The 22,833-nt window shown below is 61.5% G+C and carries 20 protein-coding genes; 4 read left to right on the plus strand and 16 right to left on the minus strand.

The annotated features are described in order from the left end of the window. Positions 1 to 89: 89 nt before the first annotated feature. Positions 90 to 662, minus strand: coding sequence for a TetR/AcrR family transcriptional regulator C-terminal ligand-binding domain-containing protein (locus ACSQ8V_RS33335; RefSeq protein WP_436208659.1), 573 nt, complete (start codon positions 660 to 662; stop codon positions 90 to 92). A gap of 129 nt (positions 663 to 791) precedes the next feature. Between ACSQ8V_RS33335 and ACSQ8V_RS33340 the strand changes: the two genes are divergently transcribed. Further along, entirely contained in the window at positions 792 to 1,997 is a 1,206-nt protein-coding gene (locus ACSQ8V_RS33340) for an MFS transporter (protein ID WP_436208660.1), read from the plus strand. 160 nt (positions 1,998 to 2,157) lie between these two features. Here the strand turns inward: ACSQ8V_RS33340 and ACSQ8V_RS33345 are convergent, their stop codons facing one another. Then, on the minus strand, positions 2,158 to 3,105 hold the full coding sequence (locus tag ACSQ8V_RS33345) for a helix-turn-helix domain-containing protein (RefSeq protein WP_436208661.1): 948 nt from the start codon (positions 3,103 to 3,105) through the stop codon (positions 2,158 to 2,160). A 213-nt stretch (positions 3,106 to 3,318) separates the two neighbouring features. Here ACSQ8V_RS33345 and ACSQ8V_RS33350 point away from each other — a divergent pair, with 213 nt between their 5' ends. Together ACSQ8V_RS33350 and ACSQ8V_RS33355 are read left to right on the plus strand one after the other, a co-directional pair. Then, the gene (locus ACSQ8V_RS33350; protein ID WP_436208662.1) at positions 3,319 to 4,212 is read left to right on the plus strand and encodes an NAD(P)H-binding protein; all 894 of its coding nucleotides are present in this window, start codon (positions 3,319 to 3,321) and stop codon (positions 4,210 to 4,212) included. Further along, positions 4,213 to 4,404, plus strand: coding sequence for a hypothetical protein (locus tag ACSQ8V_RS33355; RefSeq protein WP_436208663.1), 192 nt, complete (start codon positions 4,213 to 4,215; stop codon positions 4,402 to 4,404). A gap of 24 nt (positions 4,405 to 4,428) precedes the next feature. Here the strand turns inward: ACSQ8V_RS33355 and ACSQ8V_RS33360 are convergent, their stop codons facing one another. Next, positions 4,429 to 6,528: a 2Fe-2S iron-sulfur cluster-binding protein gene (locus ACSQ8V_RS33360; protein WP_436208664.1), complete on the minus strand. Its 2,100-nt coding sequence runs from the start codon at positions 6,526 to 6,528 to the stop codon at positions 4,429 to 4,431. 42 nt (positions 6,529 to 6,570) lie between these two features. Next, on the minus strand, positions 6,571 to 7,212 hold the full coding sequence (locus ACSQ8V_RS33365; protein ID WP_213765935.1) for a glutathione S-transferase family protein: 642 nt from the start codon (positions 7,210 to 7,212) through the stop codon (positions 6,571 to 6,573). A 116-nt stretch (positions 7,213 to 7,328) separates the two neighbouring features. Here ACSQ8V_RS33365 and ACSQ8V_RS33370 point away from each other — a divergent pair, with 116 nt between their 5' ends. Continuing rightward, positions 7,329 to 8,240, plus strand: a complete 912-nt coding sequence (locus ACSQ8V_RS33370) for a LysR family transcriptional regulator (RefSeq protein WP_436208665.1) — start codon at positions 7,329 to 7,331, stop codon at positions 8,238 to 8,240. Between the two features lie 117 nt (positions 8,241 to 8,357). Here the strand turns inward: ACSQ8V_RS33370 and ACSQ8V_RS33375 are convergent, their stop codons facing one another. The 12 genes from ACSQ8V_RS33375 to ACSQ8V_RS33430 form a co-directional block, all read right to left on the minus strand. Further along, positions 8,358 to 9,593 carry an acyl-CoA dehydrogenase family protein gene (locus tag ACSQ8V_RS33375; RefSeq protein WP_436208666.1) on the minus strand — a complete coding sequence of 412 codons (1,236 nt, stop codon included), beginning with the start codon at positions 9,591 to 9,593 and terminating at the stop codon, positions 8,358 to 8,360. Positions 9,594 to 10,199: 606 nt separating this feature from the next. Further along, positions 10,200 to 11,615 carry a YeiH family protein gene (locus ACSQ8V_RS33380; RefSeq protein ID WP_436186026.1) on the minus strand — a complete coding sequence of 472 codons (1,416 nt, stop codon included), beginning with the start codon at positions 11,613 to 11,615 and terminating at the stop codon, positions 10,200 to 10,202. 324 nt (positions 11,616 to 11,939) lie between these two features. Beyond that, positions 11,940 to 13,292 (minus strand): TAXI family TRAP transporter solute-binding subunit, encoded by a 1,353-nt coding sequence (locus ACSQ8V_RS33385; protein WP_436208667.1) that lies wholly within the window; start codon positions 13,290 to 13,292, stop codon positions 11,940 to 11,942. 257 nt (positions 13,293 to 13,549) lie between these two features. After that, the gene (locus tag ACSQ8V_RS33390; RefSeq protein WP_436209235.1) at positions 13,550 to 14,374 is read right to left on the minus strand and encodes an ABC transporter permease; all 825 of its coding nucleotides are present in this window, start codon (positions 14,372 to 14,374) and stop codon (positions 13,550 to 13,552) included. Position 14,375: 1 nt separating this feature from the next. Then, a complete protein-coding gene (locus ACSQ8V_RS33395; protein WP_436208668.1) occupies positions 14,376 to 15,566 on the minus strand; it encodes an ABC transporter substrate-binding protein in 1,191 nt (396 codons plus the stop codon). A gap of 67 nt (positions 15,567 to 15,633) precedes the next feature. Further along, positions 15,634 to 16,422, minus strand: a complete 789-nt coding sequence (locus ACSQ8V_RS33400) for an ABC transporter ATP-binding protein (RefSeq protein ID WP_436208669.1) — start codon at positions 16,420 to 16,422, stop codon at positions 15,634 to 15,636. Next, positions 16,419 to 17,531 (minus strand): acyl-CoA dehydrogenase family protein, encoded by a 1,113-nt coding sequence (locus tag ACSQ8V_RS33405; RefSeq protein WP_436208670.1) that lies wholly within the window; start codon positions 17,529 to 17,531, stop codon positions 16,419 to 16,421. The genes ACSQ8V_RS33400 and ACSQ8V_RS33405 overlap by 4 nt, the downstream gene beginning before the upstream one ends. Further along, entirely contained in the window at positions 17,528 to 18,100 is a 573-nt protein-coding gene (locus tag ACSQ8V_RS33410; protein WP_436208671.1) for a carboxymuconolactone decarboxylase family protein, read from the minus strand. The genes ACSQ8V_RS33405 and ACSQ8V_RS33410 overlap by 4 nt, the downstream gene beginning before the upstream one ends. Before the next feature lie 1,160 nt (positions 18,101 to 19,260). Continuing rightward, positions 19,261 to 20,250: an AraC family transcriptional regulator gene (locus ACSQ8V_RS33415; RefSeq protein ID WP_436208672.1), complete on the minus strand. Its 990-nt coding sequence runs from the start codon at positions 20,248 to 20,250 to the stop codon at positions 19,261 to 19,263. A gap of 136 nt (positions 20,251 to 20,386) precedes the next feature. After that, entirely contained in the window at positions 20,387 to 20,965 is a 579-nt protein-coding gene (locus ACSQ8V_RS33420) for a peroxidase-related enzyme (protein WP_213765945.1), read from the minus strand. Next, positions 20,962 to 21,486, minus strand: coding sequence for a CMD domain protein (locus ACSQ8V_RS33425; RefSeq protein WP_436208673.1), 525 nt, complete (start codon positions 21,484 to 21,486; stop codon positions 20,962 to 20,964). The genes ACSQ8V_RS33420 and ACSQ8V_RS33425 overlap by 4 nt, the downstream gene beginning before the upstream one ends. Then, positions 21,483 to 22,829, minus strand: a complete 1,347-nt coding sequence (locus ACSQ8V_RS33430; protein WP_436208674.1) for an acyl-CoA thioester hydrolase/BAAT C-terminal domain-containing protein — start codon at positions 22,827 to 22,829, stop codon at positions 21,483 to 21,485. The genes ACSQ8V_RS33425 and ACSQ8V_RS33430 overlap by 4 nt, the downstream gene beginning before the upstream one ends. Positions 22,830 to 22,833 lie beyond the last annotated feature (4 nt).

Here is a 22,833-nt window from a genome sequence, read left to right on the forward strand (position 1 = left end):
CCGCTTCGAACACAGGTCTGACGCGTCATGCATCGAAATGCAAAGGGCTCCTGAAAATGCACATGCCGGCTTGCTTCATAGCTTGTGATTCAAGGCGCTTTGCGTTTCGGGGCCAGCAACATTGCCATACGGGTTCGGGCGAATGCCGGGTCGATCGGGGCATCGTCGAAGAGTAGACGATAGATGAGCGGAGCGACGACGTTATCCATTACGTTGTTGATATCGGGCGGTATTTCGCCTCGTTCCACTGCTCTGTCCAGAATCATCCGGATCTGCGAGCGCGTGATGGCCGCGCACTGGCAGGCGGGGCTGCGGGCGTCGTTGCTTGCCAGTACATCGCGCGTCATGGCGCGGCCGGGCGCCGACGACATCTCCTCCTGGTACCCCTGCGCCCACGTTTCCAGATCGCTGCGCAGCGAGCCCATGTCGGCCGGGCCGTTATCCGGATGAAAACGCTGCAGGGCGACATCGGCGAGCAGGGTCGGCAGGTCGCCCCAACGACGGTAGATCGTGGACGGCGTCACCCCGGCGCGCGCCGCGACCTGCGGCACCGTCAGTTCCTCGCGCGGTATTTCGTCCAGCAACGTCTTGACTGCGTGGTGCACGGACTCCTGCACCCGCGCGCTACGTCCACCGGGTCGCAACCCTTCTCTTGCTGCCATTGCTTGTCCCTCTCCACCGTGTTCGCTTGTATCGATGAAACCCGTTAAAGCTAAAAAATTGCATTAGCGAAAAATAACGCGCACAATCCGCTAAAGCAATTATTTTGCGTTTATTTTCCGGAGTGTGCAATGGCCATCGATAATGCCCCGCGTTTTACTCACGACAGGACACGTTACGCGCTGCCCCTTTACGGGTTCACCGCGGCAATGTTCTTTGCCGCGTCGAGTGCGCCGACGCCGCTTTATCGCCTGTATCAGGAGGCATGGGGGTTCTCTTCGGCGACGCTGACACTGGTATTCGGCGTCTACGCATTCAGCCTGCTGGTTGCGCTGCTGACGACCGGGTCGCTATCCGATCACATCGGCCGGCGTCCGGCGATTATCGGCGGGGTAGTGCTTGAGGTCGTGGCAATGCTGATTTTCGCCGGCGCCCACAACGTCCAGATGCTGATCCTGGCGCGTGTCCTTCAGGGCTTTGCAACCGGTACGGCCACGAGCGCGCTGGGCGCTGCGATTCTCGATGCCAGCCGTACGCGCGGTTCGCTGGTCAACACGCTTTCGCCGATGCTTGGCATGGGGGTGGGCGCGCTTGGCACGAGCTTGCTGATCGACTATGCGCCCGCGCCCATGCAGAGTGTCTACCTCTTGCTGATCGCGGCGTTCGTGCTTCAGGCGGTGGGTGTGTGGATGCTGCCGGAGACGGTGAGCCGCAGCCCGGGTACGCTGGCTTCGCTGCTGCCGCGCGTGCGCGTGCCCCGTGCGGCGCGGGCGGCGATGTTGCGCATCGCACCGGTCAACGTCGCGCTATGGGCGTTGGGCGGGTTCTATCTGTCGCTAGGGCCAACGCTTGCCCGCGCTGTGACAGGCAACGACGACGTCATGACGGGCGGTTGGGTTGTGTTTGCATTAACGGGTGGCGGTCTGGCCGCCGTGCTGCTGTTGCGCGCGTTGAGCACGCCCCGGTTGCTGATGACGGGCGCCGTGGTGCTTGCAGCCGGATTGCTGGTGACGCTGGCGGGAGTGCATGCAGACAATGCGTGGATCTTTTTTGCCGGCACTGTCATGGCCGGAATGGGCTTTGGCTCGGCGTTTCAAGGCGCATTGCGCTCGGTCTTGCCGCTGGCTGAACCGCACGAACGCGCGGGGCTGATGGCAGCGTTCTACGTGCTGAGTTATCTGGCGTTCAGCGTGCCGGCGATTGTTGCAGGGACGATGGCCCATGTCGTCGGGTTGCGTCTGACCACCGATGTGTACGGCATGACGCTAGTGGCGCTGGCGGGGATGACCGTTGTTGCCAGCGGGTGGGGAAGGGGACGGCGGATGGTTGGCGGGTGAGGACCATGGCATGGACCGTGATTAAGGATCCCCATGCCACATAGCTACGGAAAAACTGGCTTGGTACATACATAGCTGAACGTCAGCGCCCACAAACCGTAATCGGTTGATCGCCCGGACGTGGAGGCCCAGCGAAGTTCCTGAAATGCTGGTCATCGATTCAACGTGAAAGCGGTTCCTTATGCGTTGCATTCGCTGTACTCGCCGGAGTTGGACCAGCGAGTTGGAGCGTCTGCCTAGCGTCTTTTGCGATCTCGCGCGGCGTAAGGCCAAGCAGCCGGTTCATCCAGTGCGCCATATGACTCTGATGAGAAAAACCCGTTTCCAGCGCCACCTGGCTGGTACTAAGCTTGCCTTGCAACAGTAATGCCTTCGCGCGTTCGACGCGTCGCTGCACGACGTATCGATGCACCGGCATGCCGAGCGTCTCGCGAAACAGCACCTTGAAATGCGGCACGCTAAGCTGGGCCAACGCGGCGAGTTCGTCAAGCGTCAGGCGTTGATCCAGATTGCTTTCGATGAAGTCGATCACGCTTGTAGCCGTTCGCGGTGCCAACGTCCGCCTACGGCCTTCGAGTGTGGCGATGCCGCCGCCGGTGTCGGCCAGCCGGACTACCATCGCTGTGCAAAGGCTTTCTGCAAAGAGCGGATCGGACACGTCACCGGCTTCGAGTTCGGCCTGCAGCGCCCACGCCAGATGCTGAAAACGCGGATCGCGCATCTGGAGTTGCGGACGAATCCCGGCAATGCCTGATTTCAGTTCGAGCTGCTCAAGCGTCTTGCGCGTGAACGACTCGCTGATCCAGATGCTGAGGATCGTACAGTCCGACTCGTCGGCCCATTGGCCTTCGAGTCCTGCGGGGATCACGTCGGCGTCACCATGCGCCTGAACGCGTGCGTAGCGACGTTGCTCGCACATGCAACGCGCCATTACTGGCGGCCCGACATGCACCCCGACCCGGTGATGCGGCATGGCCGGAATCCTGTGCATGCCCGCCGAAATTCCGAGCAGCGCCGCACCGAAGCCGTTCCAGCCCCGACCGCTGCTGGAACGCAAATTAACGCGGGAGCCTGAAAGCGTCATGGGCAATGGTGTCACGGCATTCATGGCAGGTCCTCGCAGAGGTCGGCAAGCGACTATTGTGCTGGGTTTTGCGCCAATTTGCTCGATGCCGTCGCAAGCGTTATGGCGCGAGCCCGGCCGCCTCGCAGCAGTGCCACAAAACAATCATCCGTATCTGCGCATGTCGATCCTTCCCTGCGCGCCTGGAATGTTCAACCTCCCTACGATGACGACATCCAGGCCAACAAGGAGTCGAATGTGTTCGTGATATTCGGAGCATCAGGCAAAGTAGGGCGCGTGAGCGCTGCATCGCTTCGCAATGCGGGTCATGCGGTCAGGGCCGTGGTACGAAACGAATCTCAGGGCGAGCATCTTGCGCGGATGGGCTGCGAGATCGTGCTTGCCGATTTGATGAACCCGGCATCGGTCGCAAGAGCAATAGAGGGCGCGGACGCAGTACAGATCCTGTGTCCGGTCCCAGTGGGTGACGCACATCCCGGCAGCACGATGCGTCGCGTGATTGACGTGGCATCCGATGCCTTGCGCGCCAATCCGCCACGGCATGTACTCGCGCTGTCCGACTATGGCGCGGAACTGGACCACGGCACGGGCATCACCTTGCTCTTTCATGCCCTTGAAAAGCAGTTGCAAACAGCGGTTCAAAACCTGACATCGTTGCGCGCGGCGGAACATATGCAGAACTGGGCGCGCGTGATACCTGTGGCGCTGGCGACCAGTAAGTTGCCGAGCCTGCATCATCCGTCGAGCAAGCGCTTTCCAATGGTGGCGGCACAGGACGTGGGCCTGTTAGCGGCAGAACTGCTGCTGGACGAGTCGCGCGGGAGTGGGTCGCGTGTGGTCAGCATTGAAGGTCCGCGGCGAGTCTGTGCGCTCGATGTCGCCCGCGCACTGAGCGATGCAAGCAGGCGTGAAATCAGCGCATATGAAGTGCCGCGCAACGAATGGCCGGCCATGCTGCAGCGCGCCGGCCTTGGCACGGACCATGCGCAGCTCATTATCGACCTCTACGAAACGCACAACGCGGGCCGCATCGATGTGGAAGAGGGAATAGGCGAGCAGCGTTTCGGGACGACCGAATTTACCGAGGTGCTGGCTTCGATGCTGCCTGACGCCGCAGCGGTGGCTAGCTGAATGCGCCGCCCGACACAGAAGAAAGTGACGCACTCCGCGCATTCGCCGGCGGTATCCGCCATTCGTGCACGCCGCATTAAGCGTACGTGGCTTGCGATCATCATCGGTCTTGCAGGCGTGATTGGCGGCTATCAGTTTCAACGCATGTTAAGCGCTCTACCCGACAGCAACGACGACTTCATTTTCTTCTGATCGTCCGGGGCCAGTACGCCACCCTCACAGGTCCAGTACGACGGCTGACTCTTCACCCGAACCCATCCTCGCGGGTATGGCGCTGCAAATCAACGCATGTCCCGCCGGGATCTCCCCCTCGCACGGCACGGGATATGTCACGTCTCCCGACAACACCCGCGTCGCACATGTGCCACATACTCCGGACCGGCAATTCGACGCAACCGTTATTCCGTTCGCCTCTGCAAAATCCAGCAGGCTTCCGTCTTCCGGCGACCATTGTGCGTCGCGATGCGTACGCATGAAAACTACCTTCGATGACCGCTCAGGGTCACGAGGCGCAACAGTCTTCGCTACCGTCGATGCCGGCGCAGCGTTTTCCGTCCGTTTGACACTCGCCGGTCCGAACGCCTCAAAGCGAATCCGGTCGTCGGCAATGTTGAGCGAGCGTAAGCCGCTGTACATATCCTGCATGAACGCGGCGGGGCCGCAGAGGTAAAAGTCGTAATCACCAAACGGCAACACGCTCTTGAGATATGCAATATCAACCCGTCCAGCGGATAAGTTCGCTCCGGGAACGACATCAGCCTGGCTGTCGCGAAGATGCACCGAAAGATGCGAGTGCGCTTGCTCAGCAGCCTTGAGTTCTTCAGCGAACGGACGTTCTTCCGACCGGCGAGCACCATGGATAAAATGAATGTGCTCGGGCTGTGCGCGCCCGCTCGTGTCTGCGAGCAAGCTGTTCAGCATCGCGACCATTGGCGTAATGCCAATGCCGGCAGACAGCAGGACCACCGCGCGGCCGCTCGTACGGTCAAGTACGAAAGCCCCGCCCGGCGCCTTCGCCTCGATCTCCATTCCTGCCTCGACGTTCTCATGCAGCCACGTCGACGCCGCACCCTCGCGTTTTACCGTGATCCGATAGTACCGGCCATCGTGGGCATTGGAGAGGGTATAGGTTCTGATCAACGGTGCTGTGAATCCTGGAATATGCAACCGGATCGGCAGGAACTGCCCGGGCTCGTATGCCGCAAGCGTCGATCCATCAGCGGCTTGAAAATAGAACGACCGCATGCCGGGGGCCTCGTCGCTAACCTTGTAGACCTTTAACTTGCGCCACGCCCCCACGGCTGCCGGCGTAATCTCCACCTCTTTCCAGCTACCGGTTTTCACAAGCTGCGGCGCGTATTGCACGCCCGACCAGCGCATGGGCAACGCACGCGAAGTGCGACGCACCTCACGCACGTGCCAGCGGACCAAGCGCTCGGCGCCATCGAAGGAAGCGAGTTCCGGGCCCTCCCAAATGATCTCGGCATCCACGGCCAAATACAGCAGGTCGCCGGTGTCGAAGTCGATCACCAGCAGCCCTGCGCGCGGATCGTGCATCAGGTTGCCGATGGTATTGAAAAACAGATTGCCGCTGAAATCGGGCGTGGTCAGCGTGTTGTCATCGTCGATGCGAATAAACCCCGGCTTGCCGCCGCGATGCGACGCGTCGGCGCCACGTCCCATCCCTGCTTCGCTCGATGTGTTCGCGCTGGCGACGAAGAACGTATCCGCCCGCGCAAGCAGCGCCCGGTCAGCATCGTTCAGACGATTTGAAACAAGCGGCGCTTCCGATGACTCTTCTCCCGCATTAAATTCGACAGGCGTGCGGCTCTGGATGTACTTTGCACAATTGCCGAAGCTCTGGCTTACCGCAATGGTGATGGCTTGGTCGTCGATGGCGGTAATGACACCGTTCACACGATTGCGCCGCCGAGTAGCGGGCTGAATGCCGAGTCCGCCCACGACCGATCCGACCTGCCACGTACGGCCAAGCGGATCGCCTGCCAGAGTTCGCCCGGCTATACGCAAAGTGCGTTCATCCGGCGTCGAGATAAAACCCGGCGCACCGACCCGCAGCGTGGCCCATGGTTGTCCCGTTTCATCGACTCCACCGAGCACCATGAACGGCTGTTCCGCAAAGAACAGGCGATGTTGCTCAGGCATGTAGTCGCGAATCCCGCGACGCGCGTCGACGTCCATCCGCTCGCGCACGCCCGCCCGTTCCTGCGCGGCGAGTTCACTGGCATGGAACGGCGATTCCATGGCCCGCCAGCCCGAAGGCGGCGCGGCAACAGGAGCGGGTGCGAGAGAGGACATGATGTTCTCGGTATCGGAGAGAAGCGTGTGCAGCATGGAGTGTTACGTGGTCTCGGCAAGCAGGCCGGCCTTGGTCACGGGCATTGGCAGGAAACGCGGCAGCGCCTCGATGCGCTTCAACCACGCGCGCAAATGCGGGAACGGCTCGAGCGAGATGCCGCCTTCGGGTGCATGCGCAATGTACGAATAGGCGGCGATGTCCGCGATGGTCGGCGTCTGCCCGACCGCGAACGGTTTGTCGCGAAACTCGGGATCGATGATCGCGAAGAGATCTTCCGCCATCTGCTTGGCTGTCGCGTAATCCTTCGGCGCGCCGAATACCGTGACCAGACGCGCGGCACAGGGGCCATACGCAATCTTTCCCGCCGCCAGCGACAGCCACCGTTGTACCGCCGCCGCACCTACGGGGTCTTCCGGCAGCCACGACGGGTCGCCGTATTTGCGTGCGAGATAGACCAGGATCGCGTTGGAATCGGTCACGACAATATCGCCATCTTCGATCACCGGTACTTCACCGAACGGATTGAGTGCCAGGTGCGCCGGCTTGCGGTTATCGCCGGCTTTCATGTTGAGCTCGATCGTTGTGAAAGGCAGATCGAGCAGCGTCAGGAAAAGCTTCGCCCGATGCCCGTGTCCGGACAGCAGGGTGGTATGGAGGCGTATCGGTTGGAGCGGCTTGGGCATGATGGACTCTGAAAGGGTTTGAACCAATGTTTCGATGGAGTGAGCATAGTGCGCCGCACAGGGCGTGAGAAGACGGATAATGATGGTTAGACAATCCTCTTAAAGTGGACAATCCCATGACGAGCCTGAGCGCTGTTAACCTCAACCGGCTGGTGGTTTTTGCGGCGGTAGTCGAGGCGGGTTCGCTGACGGCCGCGGCCGACCGTCTTGGTATCGCGAAGACCATGGTCAGTACGCACATGCAGCGTCTCGAGGCCGAAGTCGGGGCGACCCTGCTCATGCGCACCACGCGCCGGGTCAGCGTGACCGAGGCGGGCAGGACGTTCTATGAAGCGAGCCGGCAGATCCTGAGCGCGACCGAAGAGGCCATTTCCGCACTGGCGCAGGACTCGGGGGTGTTGCGGGGAACGCTGCGCGTTGCGACGCCTATCGACTATGGAGCGAGCGTGGTGGCGCCTATGCTCGTCGCGCTGCAGCAACGCCATCCGGAACTCAAGGTTGAACTCGTGTCGGCCGACCGTCAGGTGGATCTGGTCGCAGAAGCAGTCGATGTCGCGATCCGGCTCGGGCGGCTGGCGGACTCGAGTCATCGCGCGGTGAAGATCGGCGGCTTCGTCAAATGGCTTGTCGCAAGTCCGGCGTTTGTCGCCCGCTGGGGCAAGCCGACCACACTCGAAGCGGTTGCCAAGTTGCCGTTCGTCGGCATGTCCGCTTTACCGAAGCCGCTGGTTGCACCGCTCGAAAGCACGCGCGGCGGGAAGCGGACTGTGCGCTTCAGTTCAGGATTGCTCGCCGACACCGCGCCTATCTGTCGCGCAGCAACATTGGCCGGCGGCGGCGTGGCGTACCTGACGAATTTCTCGATCGGAGAGGACGTTGCAGCGGGACGGCTGGTGCGCTTGCTGCCGGCGTGGTCATCGCCGCCCGCGGGCATTCACGCCATTTTTCCTTCGGCACGTTATCCGGTGCCGAAGGTGCGTGTGTTTATTGATGCGCTCAAGGCTCATCTCGAGATGAATGGCGGGTAGGCCGATATGCCGTGTGCCGGTTGCGTTCACTACGCGTCGAACCGGAAAGCGCGATCTCGCGCCTGAGTAGTTATCTGTTGCGAGAGGGACAGCACATTTTCGTAAGCGTTCTAGGGCTTAAACCGTTCCCGGTCCTGCCCCGATCTGCCAGACAAAGATGGGTTCTTTCTGGTTGATCGACCAGTCGCCAACGAGTTTCGCCTTGTACACGATCGGGTTATGCGACGATACCGCGCGGGCATTGCGCCAATGTCGATCAAGCGCCTTGCCGCCGCCAATGGCCGATGCCCCCAGCGCATCGAAAAGATGGGTCGAGGCGCGCAACGCAAGTTCCGTCACAACGATCTGTCCTTTCGCCGACTCTATTTCAGCCTCGATATTGAAGCGTTTTTCCGCGTCGATGTCATCGGAAAAATGCGCTTCATAGGCCCGCTGCGCCGGCTCCGTCGCACGCAACGCTATCGCCTCCGCGGCATACGCCCACGCCGCGATTTCCCCGACCACTTGCTGAATCTGAACGTCCTGGCTGACATGCGGCGCATTGCCGTGACTATAGATGCGCTTGCGCGCACGCACTTCGGCGGCTGCATCGAGTTCAGCCGCTCGCGCGATGCCGGCCAGCGTCGCCAGATGGAACAGTTGATAGAACGCGGTCTGATATTTAAAGCGCCGCGAGAAGTCGACGATATGACCCGGCTCGACCACCGCGTCCTTGAACGCCGTGGTGCCGCTGCCCGTGGTGCGCTGACCGAAACCGTCCCAGTCGTCGCTTAACGTCACGCCCGGCTGCTTCGCGGCCACCGCGACAATCACGTCGCTGTCGTCTTCAGCGCGCCGCGCATAGACATCGATCCAGTCCGCGAAAATGCTGCCCGTGCTGTAGTACTTCTCGCCGTTCAAGACCCAGCGGTCGCCTTGCTTCGCTACCTTGGTGATGACGCTGCCCAGCGCGACGTTGCCAACTTCCGTCCATGCATTGCCAAACAGGTCGCCGCGCACGAAACGTGCAAACCACTGGTCGCGTTCGGCGCTTGGCGGGGCATTGACCACATCCTCGACGAAAGCAAAGTGGCCACGCAATGCCTGGGGAAGATTCGAATCGGCGGCACCGAGTTCGATCAGCAAGCGGAACAGTTGTTTGACGGAGACGCCTGCACCGCCATGCGATACCGGCACGCGCAGTGCACCGAAGCCTGCTTGCTTGAGCTCGGCAATCTGATCATAGGGCAGGGTCCTGAGTTGGTCGCGCCCGACCGCGCCCGCAGCAATGCGTTCAAAAATCGGCCTGAAGCGGCTGGCGACACTTTCGTAATCCGCTCCAACCGATAGCGCGACAGGCGGAAGTTGTGTCATGCGTAAGATCCCCGGGTGATGTTGATACTGAGTCGAAGGTAATGCTGGTTTGAGCGTGCAGGTTTCTCAATCTAGCCCATCAACCCCACCCGTGTTAGATCGTTTTGCGCAATGTTTATCGGCTCCGTGTGCATCGTGGCCGCCGCCCAACAGCATTGCGGCGATACCACTGTTTTAGCATTGAGTTACGTTGCTGCGCTGTCCGGCCATCGTAGGAAAGTAGCCAACTCCCGGTCTTCACTGAACAGCGGCTCTACCCGGCTATTTAATAGGTAATGCTTATCATATATTGATTAATAGACTCAGTGACCTTTCTGCGACAGAACCGCCTTGTGTACAGCAAGGATGAGTTTCAACGGGCCGTGACGGCGTCATGGCCCTCGCGCACGGCCTCGAATTCGCTGCACGAATCGGCGGGCGATATCAACTGATCGTGGCGCCGGCAAAGGCGTGTCTCTCCCACACTCGCTCCGAATCCCGAGCTGAACGAAGTCAGCCCGGGAATCATCGATTCGAGTACGTGCCGGTCTTGTTCGCAATGCCGGCAAGCGGCGCAGACCGAGCGGGGAGCCCCCGTGCCAAAAAGCCTGGCGGCACCGTTCATCTTCATTGTCCGAGCGAGGCCCAATACGCCCCAAACACATGCACCGAGAGCAGGTAGCCAATCACCACGTTCACGGCAACGCCCGCCGTGAAAGCGATGAAAGGCTTCGCACCTGTCGCGGACAGGCTGCCGAGCCTTGTAGTCAGGCCGATGCTCAGGAAACAGAAGGTGAACGCCCAGGTGCGCAGTGCGGTGATCGGCGCGACGAAGGCGGGCGTCACGACGCTCCGGTATTCAGTCAGGGTGTAATGGCTGCCGATCCACGTAACCAGTGCCGACGCGATCAGGAAGCCGATCACAAACTTGGGAAAGCGCGTCCAGATTTCCCGCGCGGTCGTTTGCGTCTTGACGGCGCCGGGTTCGTCGCGATCCCAGCGCGTGGTAGCGACAATTGCGAGCACAAATGCCCAGATGCCGATCCAGATGTCGCGCCCGACTACCTTCATCAGCGTGAAGGCTTGCAGCGACGCTTCAGGCGCGCCGGCAATCGCGCTTCCGGCATGCTTCGCCAGATCGCCGTATGCCTGCGCGGCGGCAATACCGGCGGCATCCGCGAATTCCGATGTCCCGATCCACGCACCAGCCACCCCGGTCGGCAAGCCGAGCGCACGCGACACGAATGGCAGCGCAAACACCATCACAATTGCCCAGACCACGACGAGCGTAATGGCCACCGATGCTTGTTCGCGCTTTGCCCGCACCGCCCCCGCAATGGCGATAGCCGCCGACACGCCGCACACAGCGCCGCCGACGCCGAGCACAGCCGCAAAACGCTTGTCCAGTCCGAGTGCGCGGCCGACCAGGAAGATGACAAAAAAGGTGACCAGCGACACGACGGTCGCCTGTCCGACTGCAACGGGTCCGGCCCACACGAGCAGCGTGAAGGGCAGCGTGGCGCCGAGCAACACGATACCGACCTTGATATAGAACTCGACGCGCAACGCAGGCACGAGCCATGCCGGAAGCCGCGTCAGGTTCGAGACAATCAGGCCGAGCGCGAGTGCGATCAGCGGCGGTTCGAGGTTGTACGTCGATGAACTGGTCCAGGCCCCGGCGACGAAAATCAGCGTTGAAACCACGAACACGACAAGAAAGCCCGGCACGAACTGCGCAACCCGCTGCCCGAGCGCCGCGACCGCGACGCCGAACAGGATGGCGAAGACGATAAAGAGTGCGATGTAGTTCGGGAGGTGACTTCCCAGGTCCGTTGCCGCCTGGGCACCGCTCGACCACTTGGCGGGCGCGACTGCCAGCCATTTGATGCTCGTGCCTGACGCAAACAGCAGGTACGCGATCACGATGATTGCCAGGCCGATCCAGACCGCCCACCAATCTTCGGTTTTAAAGGGGCCGCTGCTGGACCGGTCGGGCCGGTGTTCGGCTTCGTAAGCTGGTGTGGTTGTGTTTGTGTCGCTCATCATCGCCCCGAAATTGTTATAAAGCCGGTGCGTGCGAGTCCGGACGGTACTCGCTACGTCCACCGGCATGGAGACTGAAGGTATTTGCGCGTTCCGTGGAGGTTCGCCGGATTGCTGCGCTGCGATAGCGGTTTCGATCCGTTCCGTTGCGCGCCGCAATGCAGGGAATTCCACAATTGGATTATTGGCAGGCGTGAGTCACTCGCGCCAATATCGATTCGCTATTTCTAAAGCCGAAATTGTGTATTAGGGAGGGTGCTTCGTTCTCCGACCCTTCTCCGGCAGAAGCCGCCGGCCATCCCCGGCGGGAACGAGACCCGAACCCTACCCGTGGACTTTTTGCCGCGATGCTTCGCTCAGGTGTGCACGCACGAATCCGACGTGTTCGCGAAGCACATAAAAAGCATCCGCATGCGCGAGCGGCATACGCAAGGTATTCAGTGATTCCTCGATCTGATCGATTTCCGCTACGAGCGCCTTTCGCTCTTCTTCGGTCGAGCTGGTCAACGCACTGCGTTCTATCGCGATCAGCGCGCCGTAATATCGATAGATCCGCGATCTCACGCGCCACGCATACAACGCCGGGATCAGCCGCAAGGCCGGAATCAGCAGCACAGCGACGGGCAGCAGCAGTACAAGTATCCGGTCTGCAATGCTCGCGAGCCAGAAGGGCAGGATGCGGTAGAGGAAACTCTTCCCCGACTTGTAGTAGCGCGTGGCCTCTTCGCTGATCGGGTATTCGCGGGCGATCGGACTGGGAAATTGCCCGGCGTTTTGCAGCAGCCCCGGCATTCCGTGGACCTCCTGGGCCGCTTCAATGACCAGATCCGATATGGCCGGGTGCAAGTTCTGCCGCGCGAGAATCTCGACGGTCGGGCCGATCAGATGCAAAGTCTGCGGGGGTATTTTTCGGCGGAGATCGAGCACGCCTGGCGGCAGGTCGATTTCGTCCAGATACGGAAAGAGCCGCGTATAGGCGCTTGCTTCCGCGAAATCCATCACTGAAATGCCCGGTATGCCAAGCAACCTCAGCATCAGTCCGCGCGTGGTCGAGTCGCCGTTGAGCATCGCCGCATCAACGGTGCCTGCGACCAGTTGCTTTGCCGCGTCCATGCCGTCGAGCGGCACGAGTTGAGTGTCGCCGCCCGGGGCTACGCCGTTCGCCTCGAGCAGGGCGAGCGACAGCCGGCGGGTGCCGCTGCCCTCGCGGCCTATCGCAATCTTCTTGCCCTCCAGGTCCGACAACTGCGTTAGCCCCTTGCCGCGATAAAACACCACAAGCGGAACGTAAAACACGCTCCCGAGCGACATGAGTGACGACCTGGCCGCTGCATCTGACACGCCCCCTTGGACCAGCGCAAGATCGACATGGCTCTTGGGGTCCATCAGTCGTTGCAGGTTCTGCACCGAACCGTCGGATTGGAGCACCTTGAGGGTGACGCCATTGCGCGCCAGGATTTTTTTGTATTCGTCGGCGGTATGCAGGAGCGCACTGTCCACGGGACCTGCGCTGATCGTGATGGTTCTTGGCGGAGCAGGGTCCGCCAGCCACACGATCAGCCCGATCACGACGATAAAAAACAGCGCGAAGGGTGCCGACGTCAGCGAAAGATCGCGCCAGGCCACATGAGAGTGGTCGTGCGGAAAACGCGGCGAATGCGGGCGATGTTGTTTCATGAGACCCCGAGGGAAAAGCCTCACACTTTTAGGAATGACATCAAGCCGTAGTCAGGCAGCGCTCAACTGGAGCAAAGTCTGTGCCTCAAAGAATACCCGCAGCATACCCGCAGGACATGCTCGCCGGGGCAAACCTGACCCCTTGCAGAGTTTATAGGGGAACCCGGGCGTCGAGGGGGAAACGCCTGGCGCTGTCAGGCGTTGGGTGTTCGAACGAATGAGAGGAGCGCCGGACTGAGTCGGCGCCCGGACGACGATTAATCTTCGCCGTCAAGCCGTCCCGCGCCGAAGCGCCGGTAGGCGAGTCGCGCAGCATAGTCCAGCAGGAATCCCAGCGCGCCGATCACCAGGATCACCGCTGTCAATTCGGAGTAGGCCAGCCGGTCGCGGGTATCGAGAACGAGGTAGCCCAGGCCCGCGCTCACGCCCAGCATTTCCGCCGGCACGAGTACGATCCACAAGATGCCGATGGACAAGCGCACGCCGGTCAGCACATGGACGGCAATGCCCGGCACGTACACATGCCATAGCATTTCAAAGCGTGTTGCTGCGAGGCTTTCACCCAGTTGCAGCCAGCGCCGGTCGATCTGCGCAACACCGGCGGCCGTGCTCATCACGAGCGGCCACAGCGCGGCGAAGGTCAGCAGGAAGTACACGGCCCGATCGCCCACGCCGAGCGACATCACCGCAATTGGCATCCATGAAAGCGGCGAAATCATGCGCAGGAACTGAAGCGTGGGCGACAACGCCGCATCGAGCCAGCGCAGGCGGCCGATCAGGAATCCCAGCGGTACACCGATCAGCAGCGCCCACGCCAGACCGACGGCAATCCGCCGCAAGCTCGTGACAATGTGCTCGAACAACCGGTCGTCCGTCACAAGCGACGGCAGCGCGGCAAGGGCGCGTGTGGGCAGGAACTGGGCGGCGAGGCTATTCGGCCCGGCCACGAGCGTCAGCACGAGCCACCAGAGCGCCACCACGGCCACGATACCCGCGAGCCCCGGCCAAGTGCGCCCGAACCATGACCGGCCCCGTGGCGGGCTGCTGGTCCCGGTGGCGCCCTGTTCGGGCGAAGAGGGCAGGCTAGACAACGATGCTCTCCGAACGCGTGAATCCGTCGGGCAGGCCGAAGGTCTTCATGCCGCCAACTGCCGCAATACTGTTCCGGACGAACCGGTCGTCGACGAGATCGCGCGCCACGAACGCCGGATCGAGTTTGGCGAGAAACTGCGCGTTGCCTTCAACCTGCGTGGTCTTCATGCGGCGCACGAGTTCTTCGGTATAGCTCGGGTACGGATACGGCTGGAAGTCGATACGTTTCTCATGCCAGTCCGCATGGACGATGGCCCGATCGGCGAGGTAACGGCCCTCGTCGCCGGGCGGCGGCGCGAGCACGCGTGTCAGCACTTGGGACGTATGCGGCGTGTAGTGGTTCTTGCCTTCCTTCGAAAGAAGCTGCGCCGCTTCCGCCGGATGCTCGCGGGTCCAGACCTGCGCCTTGACAATGGCGTCAACGACCTTCTGCGACCACGCCGCGCGCCCGGTCAGGTCCTGCTCGTGCATGAACACCACGCAGCACGCATGGTTCTTCCAGACGTCGCCGGTAAAGCGCAGCACCTTGCCAATATTGAGCCCTTCGGCGGCCGCGTTAAACGGCTCGGCGACGATAAACCCGGCAATCTGTCCGGCCGCCAGCGCGGGTGGCATATCGGACGGCGACATCACGATCAGGTTCACTTCGTTCGGCTTCGGTGCGGAGGTTTTCTTGAGCACCGGCACGAGCCCTTGCGAGCGCAACATGTCCTGCAGCACGACGTTGTGGATGGAATACCAGAAGGGCACCGCCACCGTCTTGCCGCCGAGGTCCCCGAGTTTGCCGATACCCGGCGCCACCGTAATACCGGACCCGTTCACGTGATTCCACGCGACGACCTTCGCCGGTGCCTGACTGCCGTAGCGCGCCCAGACGGTCATCGGGGAAAGCAGGTGGACGACGTTGACCTGACCCGAGAGGAACGCTTCAACCAGTTGCGCCCAGCTACGCAGGAGCGTGGGTTTCTCGGCGGTGACGCCGGCTGCTTCGAAGTAGCCGTTGTTGTGCGCGACGAGCAGCGGGGTGGCGTCGGTGATGGGCAGGTAACCGATTCGCACCGGCGCATCGGGTTCGCTCGCCGCACGCGCGTTCAGCGAGCCGAGCAAGGGCGCAGCGCCCGCGACGGTGAACAGGGAGGCGAGTTTCAACCACTCGCGGCGGGACATCGGAAGCTGGCACATTTGTGATCCTGCGTTTGCTGCATTGATGGAAAGTGAAGCGGCGTGCCGACCCTGCTTTCAGGGCGCTTTAAGCGACCGTCCTCTCGCGTGACATCGCATCTTGCAGCGCCTGAAGAATCTCGATGCGCAACGCGCCCAGCGCCTGCACTTCGGCGGCGCGCGGCGCGGGCACGCTCACGTGCCATTGCGCGATCAATGAACCCTGGGCGCCCAGCAGCACGATCCGGTCGGACACAAGCAACGCCTCGTCTATATCGTGAGTCACGAGGACCGTGCCCGCGTGCGTGTCCTGCACGACCTTGACGAGCAGGCGCTGCATGTCGGCGCGCGTGACTTCATCGAGTGCGCCGAAGGGTTCATCGAGTAGTAGCGTACGAGGCTGGCGCGTCAGGCAACGGGCGAGGGCCGTGCGCTGGGCCATGCCGCCGGATAACTGGCGTGGCATGTAGGTACGCGCATGAGCCAGGCCCACTTCATCGAGCGCCGCACTCACGCGCTCGCGCCGTTGCGCCCGCGAGAGTGCCGGTTGCCGCGAGAAACCCAGGCCGAACCCGACGTTGCGTTCAACCGATAACCACGGCAGCAGGCATGGGTCCTGGAACGCCAGCGCGACGTCGGGACGAGGGCCGTCGAGCGGCGCGCCATCGACGAGAATCTGCCCCGACGTCGGCTTCAGCAGTCCTGCAAGAATGCGCAGCAAGGTCGATTTGCCCGACCCGCTGGGTCCCAGCACCGACACCAGTTCGCCGGACTGAACGCTCAAGTTCACCCCTTGCAGCACGGCGCGTCCGGGATAGGTCAGACCGACGCCGCGCGCTTCAACGAGCGGCCGATGCGTCACCATTGGCTGGTTCATGCGGTGTGCGCCTTGCGATGCAATGCAAGCTGGTTTTTAAGCTGCACGAGACTCGGCGTGACGATAGGCACGAAGGCCGCCTCGCGCATGCGGCGCGCGGTGCCGGTCTGGCCGCGCAAATAACCGCGGCCTCCGGTCACTTGAACTTCGAGCCCGACGGCGGCCTCTACCACTGCCGCCAATGCGATGCGGATCTCGAACAACGCGGCAGGCGTGGAGACAAACGTGCCGTTGCGCACGCCTTCTTTCAGCCGATGCGTGAGGTCGTCGAGTTCGCGCGCCAACTGCGCGGCTTCGTCCTCTACGGCGGCGCGCGATATCGCGCTCGTTTCGCCAACTGCTGCAAGGCAACGACGTGCAAGGCCGATCGACATACCGCACTGAAGGCCGAGGAAACCCGGGCGCACGCGTGCGAGCCAGGCGGGTGCGTCGGCCGTGATGCGGAACGTGTTGTCCAGTACCGCGCCTTCCACGCGTAAAGCCGCCGTATTGCTCGAACGCAACGCGATCAGGTCAAGGTCAACGCTACGCGTAACGCCTGGGGCATTGTGCGGGATAGCGAAGATGGAGGGCGGTGTGTTGTCGTCTTCTGATGCGTGATCGAATGCCGCTGCGGCGATGAAACCTTCCGGACGCAGGTTGGTGATCCACGGCAAGCTGCCGTCGAGCGTCCATCGATCATGCTCGCCGGCGTGATCGAGCAAGTGCGCTTTCATCTGCAATGGTTCGATGTTCGACAGGTATTTCATCGCATTCGACAGCCCCGTTGCGCCCGCCAGTTCGCCGCTGAGCAGCCGGTCGAGCCAGCGCGTGCGCAACGTCTCGTTCGGACTTTGCAGCAGGTATTCGATGAAAGTGCGTTGTCCCCAGAACACGAATGCCGCCGCGAGCGATTGTTCCGCCACCTTCGCGACCGCCTCGATTGCGTCTCCAATCACACCGCCCGTGCCGCCAAGATGCGCAGGCACACCGGTACGGAACAGACCCGCTCGACCGAGCCGTGGCAGGATCTCGGAGGCAAGGTCTTGCTCTGTGTCGATAGCTTCAGCATGCGTGTCGAGCCACGCTTCAAGTTCGCTCGTGACTGGTCGCATCGCAGAGGTTGTCATGCGGCGTGTGCCTTGGCTTTGGGTTCCCACCGGTAAGCAGCCAGTTCCGGATTGAGTTCGTTTTGCGAGAGATTGTTGGCGAAGTTGCACAAGGTGGCGAGGCTGACGCCGAGCACGACTTCGAGCGCGTTGGCGTCGGTGAAGCCAGCTGCGCGGAAGGTGTTCAGTTCTTCATCCGATACCCCGCCGCGCGTCGCGATCACGGCACGCGTGAAGACGGCAATTGCGTTGAGGCGGGCATCGTCGATTGGTTGCTGGTCGCGGATTGAGTCGACCACGGGCGCGTCCAATTGTGCCTTCTTCAATGCGACCGCCGTGTGTCCGGCAACGCAAAAACCACAGCCATGGATAGCGGCGGCCGTGATTTGAACGGTTTCGCGTTCGGCGAGTGTCAGGCCGCTGCGGCCGTTGATACCCGCCACGGTCAGGTACGTTTCAAGCGCGGTGGGCGCGTTCGCAAGCGATGCCACCAGATTGGGCAAAAAGCCGTTGTTCGCCAACGCCTTCTCAAGGTAAGGGCGGCTCGCTTCTGGTGCGCTTTCAATGGTTTGCAACGGCAGACGGCTCATGACGGTTCCTCGTAGTCGAAGGGGTATTGTCTATTGTCACTGGGTCGAGTGCTTTCGGCAATGCGCGTGCGTCTGGGATTGATGCTTATTCGTCTCAGTTTTTTTTGCTCGCGCCGGTGGACGGGGTTGTCAGGTTCTGGGGTTGGTGGTCGGGGTTGATGCTGGGGTGGTCGGTTCTGGGGTTAGTGGTCGGAGTCTATGCCGGGTTGGTGCTTTCGGCCGTGGTGGTCTGCGAGAGTCGGATTTTCTCTTTATCACTATTAGCCACTGTGCGTGGCGGCACGTCATTTCTTTGTCCAAAGCGACAAAGAAACGAAGCAAAGAAAGCGCTTTTAAACCACGCTACCCTAAGTGTCCACAGCGTGCAGTTTTCATTCATAGGTGCCCCAAAAGCACGGTGCTCGCCAGAACGACGGATGTGTGAACCCCTCCTTCTCGCGAATCCTGACACGAACACGCTTCGCCCCCAACGCTCTCGGGCAAGCACGCGTTGCCAAGGGACCAGCACGGCCTCACGCGTTCTGCATGCTTCGTTTCTTGCCGGGGTTAGCGGCTTGGTCTACGCGGTTGTCTTCGTGGATCACAACTTGATGCCTAGCAGCTCGATGCGTGTTTAGTGCTTCAGTTTTTTTGGTGAACTGACTGCGTGCTTACACGGCTATTTTCGTCGGTTCGGTCTTACATATTTTGGGGCTATATTACTTGGTAGGTTGGCGACGAGGTCCGAGGCGCGTCCACATTGGAGGGAGGTTATCCGCGGATAGCGCGGGGTGCTCCTCGGGCAGGTTCAATCACTGGTGGCGAAGCGTGTGGGTATCCGTGTTCGGAGAAAGAGGGGTTCACACATCCGTGGCTCTGGCGAGCACCGTGCTTTTGGGGCACCTATGAATAGAAACTGCACGCTGTGGACACTTAGGGTAGCGTGGTTGAAAGCGTTTTCTTTGCTTCGTTTCTTTGTCGCTTTGGACAAAGAAATGACGTGCCGCCACGCACAGTGGCTAATAGTGATAAAGAGAAAATCCGACTCTCGCAGACCACTAACACTGAAAGCAGCAACCCGGCACTGACCTCTGACCACTAACCCCCAGAACCGACCACCCCAACCCCTCCCCCTACCACCACCAAAACCCCGTCCACCGGCGCGAGCGAAAATAGCTTTCTCAGTGCAGCGCCACCTGCGCATCATCAATAGCAAAACCCAAAGCGACAGGATCCTGCGTACGAGTCCGCCGGTAGGCACCCGGCTGCTCCCCGGTCACGCGCTTGAACGCCTGAGCGAACGCGGACTCAGATTGATATCCAACCTGTTCCGCGGCGTCCGGCGTCGTAGTGCCGTTCCGAAGCATCGCCGCAGCCACTTTCATACGAACCAGCGTGACGAACTGCGCGGGCGGCTGGCCACATGCTTCTACGAACTGCTTGCAGAAACGCGCCCGCGACATATGCACGAAATCCGCCATTCTGTCGGTCGTCCAGCGCTCTGCTGGGGTATCGATAATGGCAGTAATCAACGGCGCAAACTCCGCGCGACGCATCAGTGACCAAAGACCCGGCGCAATGTCGTCGCGTGCAGCGACAGAACGAAGCGCGTAGAAAAACAAAAGCTCGGTCAGGCGCGCGATCAGCGGCGAAGGTGCGTCAGGATGCCGCTGCGCCTCAGCGCGAATCAGGTCGAACACGGCACGGGGACCGTCGGGCGCCGCAGTGTCGTGGCGGGCGACGATGTGATCAGGGATCAGCGCGAGCAACTGGTCGTCCAGGCCCGAGCGGAATTCGAAGAACCCACATGCCAGTCCGAGACTTTGTTGCGCCGGACTTTCGTCGGACGATAAGGGCTGCATAGAACCCGCCCGCTGACTCTCCTGACCGGTTGGGGGTGCCACGGCCAGCGGCGAGAGGCAATGCGGCATGTCGTGCAGCAGGAACACGGCATCACCTTGTGTCAGGCGCACGCTCGTTGCAATGCGCCCCGGCTTGGCGGGCAGATGCAGCCAGCATTCTCCATGCAGCACGACATGGAAACTCGCCTGCTGATGGCCCGCCGTCGACGCCTGCCAGCTTCCACAATACTGGCCGACATGGAACAGCGTGCTCTTGAGTTCGAGACCGGCAAGCAGCCAGTCGGCAATTTTTTCGGCGTGAAGGGGCATGACGGGATCGGCATAGTTCAGCGGTGAATCGCTATACGTACCCGTCCTGCCGCAACAATGCAAAGAACTTGTTGTTGGAACCTTATTCCGTTTCGGGCGTGTTCAGGTCGAGCGACAGCGGCCGACCCCGGTCCGCTCATCCAACCGGTTCGCCGAGATTGAGCATCAGCCGGTTGGCCCACGCGAAGATGGCAATGGAGTGAATCAGGTCGAGGATCTCGTCGTCGCTCAATCCCACATCGCGCAGCGCCCGCAACTGTGCCGGTTCAACCTGACCCGGCGTGAGCGTCAGGTCGATCGACGCCAGCACGATCGCCTTCTCGCGCGGCGACGTGCCAGCGGTAGCCGGATCGTTGAAAACCTGTTCGATAACATCGTCGCGTTTCGCCAGTTGCTCGAAACGCTGTGCATGCACGGACGCGCAATACACGCAGCCATTGACCCGCGAAACGACCGTCGATGCCAACTCCCGCTCCGCGCGCGGCAAGCCGCCCGGTGCATACATGATTGCGTTGAAGGCCGCCGAGCGCTGCCGCAGGATTTCCGGCTGATGCACGAGGAACAGATAATAATCGGACTCCTTCGCTTTCGGATGGCTCTCTTCGAGCACGGTGATCTGCTCGGGCGAGGCATCGGCGAGTTCCACCACATCCAGCCACGCATCCCATCCCAGCACGCGATTCGTGAAGCCATGCGCTTCAATGATCCGGCTCATGCTGCCTCCGTTGCATTCAAGACCTGCAGCGCGCGCAAACCGGCCGTCAGGCGAATCTGATAGGAAAGAAAGGCGATCAATTGTGCAAGGGCGACTACAGCGGGCGTCGGAATGCCGGCGGCGGGCAGACGTTCCAGCGCGGTTTTATCGCCGTCTATGGGTGCTTCGATCAGCGTGCGCGTAAAGGCCAGCATTGCGCGCAAGCGAGGTTCCTGAGCGTCGATCGAACCCTGTACGATCTGGTCGATCACGGTACGGTCCGCATTGATCGAAGCGAGCCGTTCCGCATAATGAGTCGCTAATGCAGGGGCATTCGACAACGTGCACGCGTATAACGCAACAAGCAAGCGATCGCTTAGCGACAAATCGGGCAGCGCCGGATCGAATAACGCGTCGTAGCTACGCTGGGTCGCGGCGGCGACCTTGTCGCGTTTATGTCGCGTGGCGTAGGCCGGTGAACCGGGCGTAAGGCCCGCGATCCGGTCGACAACATCAGTGCTGAGATCGTAGGTGTCTGTCATGGTTGCTCCTGCCTGAAAGAGTTGCCAGCCGAGTCGCCAGTACTTTTTGACGCGCGGGAATGGACGGCTGCATCGAGAAAAGCCAGCACTTCGCGCCACGATGATTCATCGGCGCGTGCGTTCGCTGCGGGTTCGCCGCCGCCGGTGCTGATGCGTCCGGAAACGGGATGCGCGTACACGAGTTGCGTGGTCGGCACATACGGGAAAATGATCGCGTGGCCGGCGTTATGGAAGTCGAGATGGCGCACCGGATATGCATGTTTTTCCCGTTCAAGCCGCTCTACGACCATGCGTGAGTATTCGGAGGAGGGCCATGAACCGTCGTCGGTAGCGGAGAGCAGCAGCACCGGTCCATCTGTATTCTCGACGTGAATCCGCGCCCGCTCCACCGCTTCTTTATCGAGTAACGCGGTTCGAATTGCACGTTCGTGACGATGCGGAGGCGGGCCATCGTCGAAGGGCTTCCAGCTAGCCGTGCGGTTGTTTTCCCACAGGTGCGGCAGGGGTTTGCCGTCGAGCAGCCAGGTTGGACCTTCGCGACCTATCGCGGGATCGGCGGCGTTCTGCGCGCTGTGAACGACCGCGCCGGGCACATAACCGATCACCGCCTTGATGCGATCCGGATACGTTGCGCCGAGCAGCAACGCGAGTTCGCCGCCGCGCGACTGCCCGCTCACGGCAATAAAGCCGGACGCCGGTTGCAACTCGCGCGTGATCCAGTCAAGCGCGCGGCGAAAGTATTCGAGCGGCGTATTGGAGATGTAGTCAGACAGCCCCGGTGTCTTGAAGTAACCCAGTGCGAGGGCAGCATATCCGCGCGATGCGTAAAGCGCCCCGCGCGGTTCATTGATGCCGCCGCCCGACCCGTTCAGCACGAGCACCACGGGATGTGGTCCAGGCGTTGCGGGCAGGAACAACGTGCCAACACAGCCGTCAACGCGCATGTCGCGCCGTTGCACGCCGGGCGCCATCAGCCGCTGATTCAGCAGCGTGGCGCTCAGCACTTGTCCGTCTTCACCAATGACTTCGATGCAGGTAGACAACGCCTTGGAGACATCGGCGGGAAACACTTCGCGTTTGCCCGCTTCGACGGGGACTTGCGACCAGATGAGTCCCATCGCCGATACACCGCTGTAGTCACCTTCGACCGGCACATCCCGGGCAACGTCGATGACGCCGTGATCATCGGCACGAAAGACCGCGCGACTTGTCCAGACCGTGCCCGCGCCGCGTACGGTCTGCGTGCGAAGGGTCAGCAATGTACCCGCGCGCGCGCCGGTTACTGCAATGCGCCGCGCAACGTCAATCAGATCGTCGTCCGGCGTAGCCGTGATGTTGATCATGATG

The organism is Caballeronia sp. LjRoot31 (assembly GCF_964253885.1).
In the GTDB taxonomy this organism is placed as follows: domain Bacteria; phylum Pseudomonadota; class Gammaproteobacteria; order Burkholderiales; family Burkholderiaceae; genus Caballeronia.

Bases quoted from the DNA above. Each gene is read 5' to 3' on its own strand.
- ACSQ8V_RS33335 (WP_436208659.1), bottom strand. From the start codon at position 662: ATGGCAGCAAGAGAAGGGTTGCGACCCGGTGGACGTAGCGCGCGGGTG.
- ACSQ8V_RS33340 (WP_436208660.1), top strand. From the start codon at position 792: ATGGCCATCGATAATGCCCCGCGTTTTACTCACGACAGGACACGTTAC.
- ACSQ8V_RS33345 (WP_436208661.1), bottom strand. From the start codon at position 3,105: ATGAATGCCGTGACACCATTGCCCATGACGCTTTCAGGCTCCCGCGTT.
- ACSQ8V_RS33355 (WP_436208663.1), top strand. From the start codon at position 4,213: ATGCGCCGCCCGACACAGAAGAAAGTGACGCACTCCGCGCATTCGCCG.
- ACSQ8V_RS33360 (WP_436208664.1), bottom strand. From the start codon at position 6,528: ATGTCCTCTCTCGCACCCGCTCCTGTTGCCGCGCCGCCTTCGGGCTGG.
- ACSQ8V_RS33365 (WP_213765935.1), bottom strand. From the start codon at position 7,212: ATGCCCAAGCCGCTCCAACCGATACGCCTCCATACCACCCTGCTGTCC.
- ACSQ8V_RS33370 (WP_436208665.1), top strand. From the start codon at position 7,329: ATGACGAGCCTGAGCGCTGTTAACCTCAACCGGCTGGTGGTTTTTGCG.
- ACSQ8V_RS33375 (WP_436208666.1), bottom strand. From the start codon at position 9,593: ATGACACAACTTCCGCCTGTCGCGCTATCGGTTGGAGCGGATTACGAA.
- ACSQ8V_RS33380 (WP_436186026.1), bottom strand. From the start codon at position 11,615: ATGAGCGACACAAACACAACCACACCAGCTTACGAAGCCGAACACCGG.
- ACSQ8V_RS33385 (WP_436208667.1), bottom strand. From the start codon at position 13,292: ATGAAACAACATCGCCCGCATTCGCCGCGTTTTCCGCACGACCACTCT.
- ACSQ8V_RS33395 (WP_436208668.1), bottom strand. From the start codon at position 15,566: ATGTGCCAGCTTCCGATGTCCCGCCGCGAGTGGTTGAAACTCGCCTCC.
- ACSQ8V_RS33400 (WP_436208669.1), bottom strand. From the start codon at position 16,422: ATGAACCAGCCAATGGTGACGCATCGGCCGCTCGTTGAAGCGCGCGGC.
- ACSQ8V_RS33405 (WP_436208670.1), bottom strand. From the start codon at position 17,531: ATGACAACCTCTGCGATGCGACCAGTCACGAGCGAACTTGAAGCGTGG.
- ACSQ8V_RS33410 (WP_436208671.1), bottom strand. From the start codon at position 18,100: ATGAGCCGTCTGCCGTTGCAAACCATTGAAAGCGCACCAGAAGCGAGC.
- ACSQ8V_RS33415 (WP_436208672.1), bottom strand. From the start codon at position 20,250: ATGCCCCTTCACGCCGAAAAAATTGCCGACTGGCTGCTTGCCGGTCTC.
- ACSQ8V_RS33420 (WP_213765945.1), bottom strand. From the start codon at position 20,965: ATGAGCCGGATCATTGAAGCGCATGGCTTCACGAATCGCGTGCTGGGA.
- ACSQ8V_RS33425 (WP_436208673.1), bottom strand. From the start codon at position 21,486: ATGACAGACACCTACGATCTCAGCACTGATGTTGTCGACCGGATCGCG.
- ACSQ8V_RS33430 (WP_436208674.1), bottom strand. From the start codon at position 22,829: ATGATCAACATCACGGCTACGCCGGACGACGATCTGATTGACGTTGCG.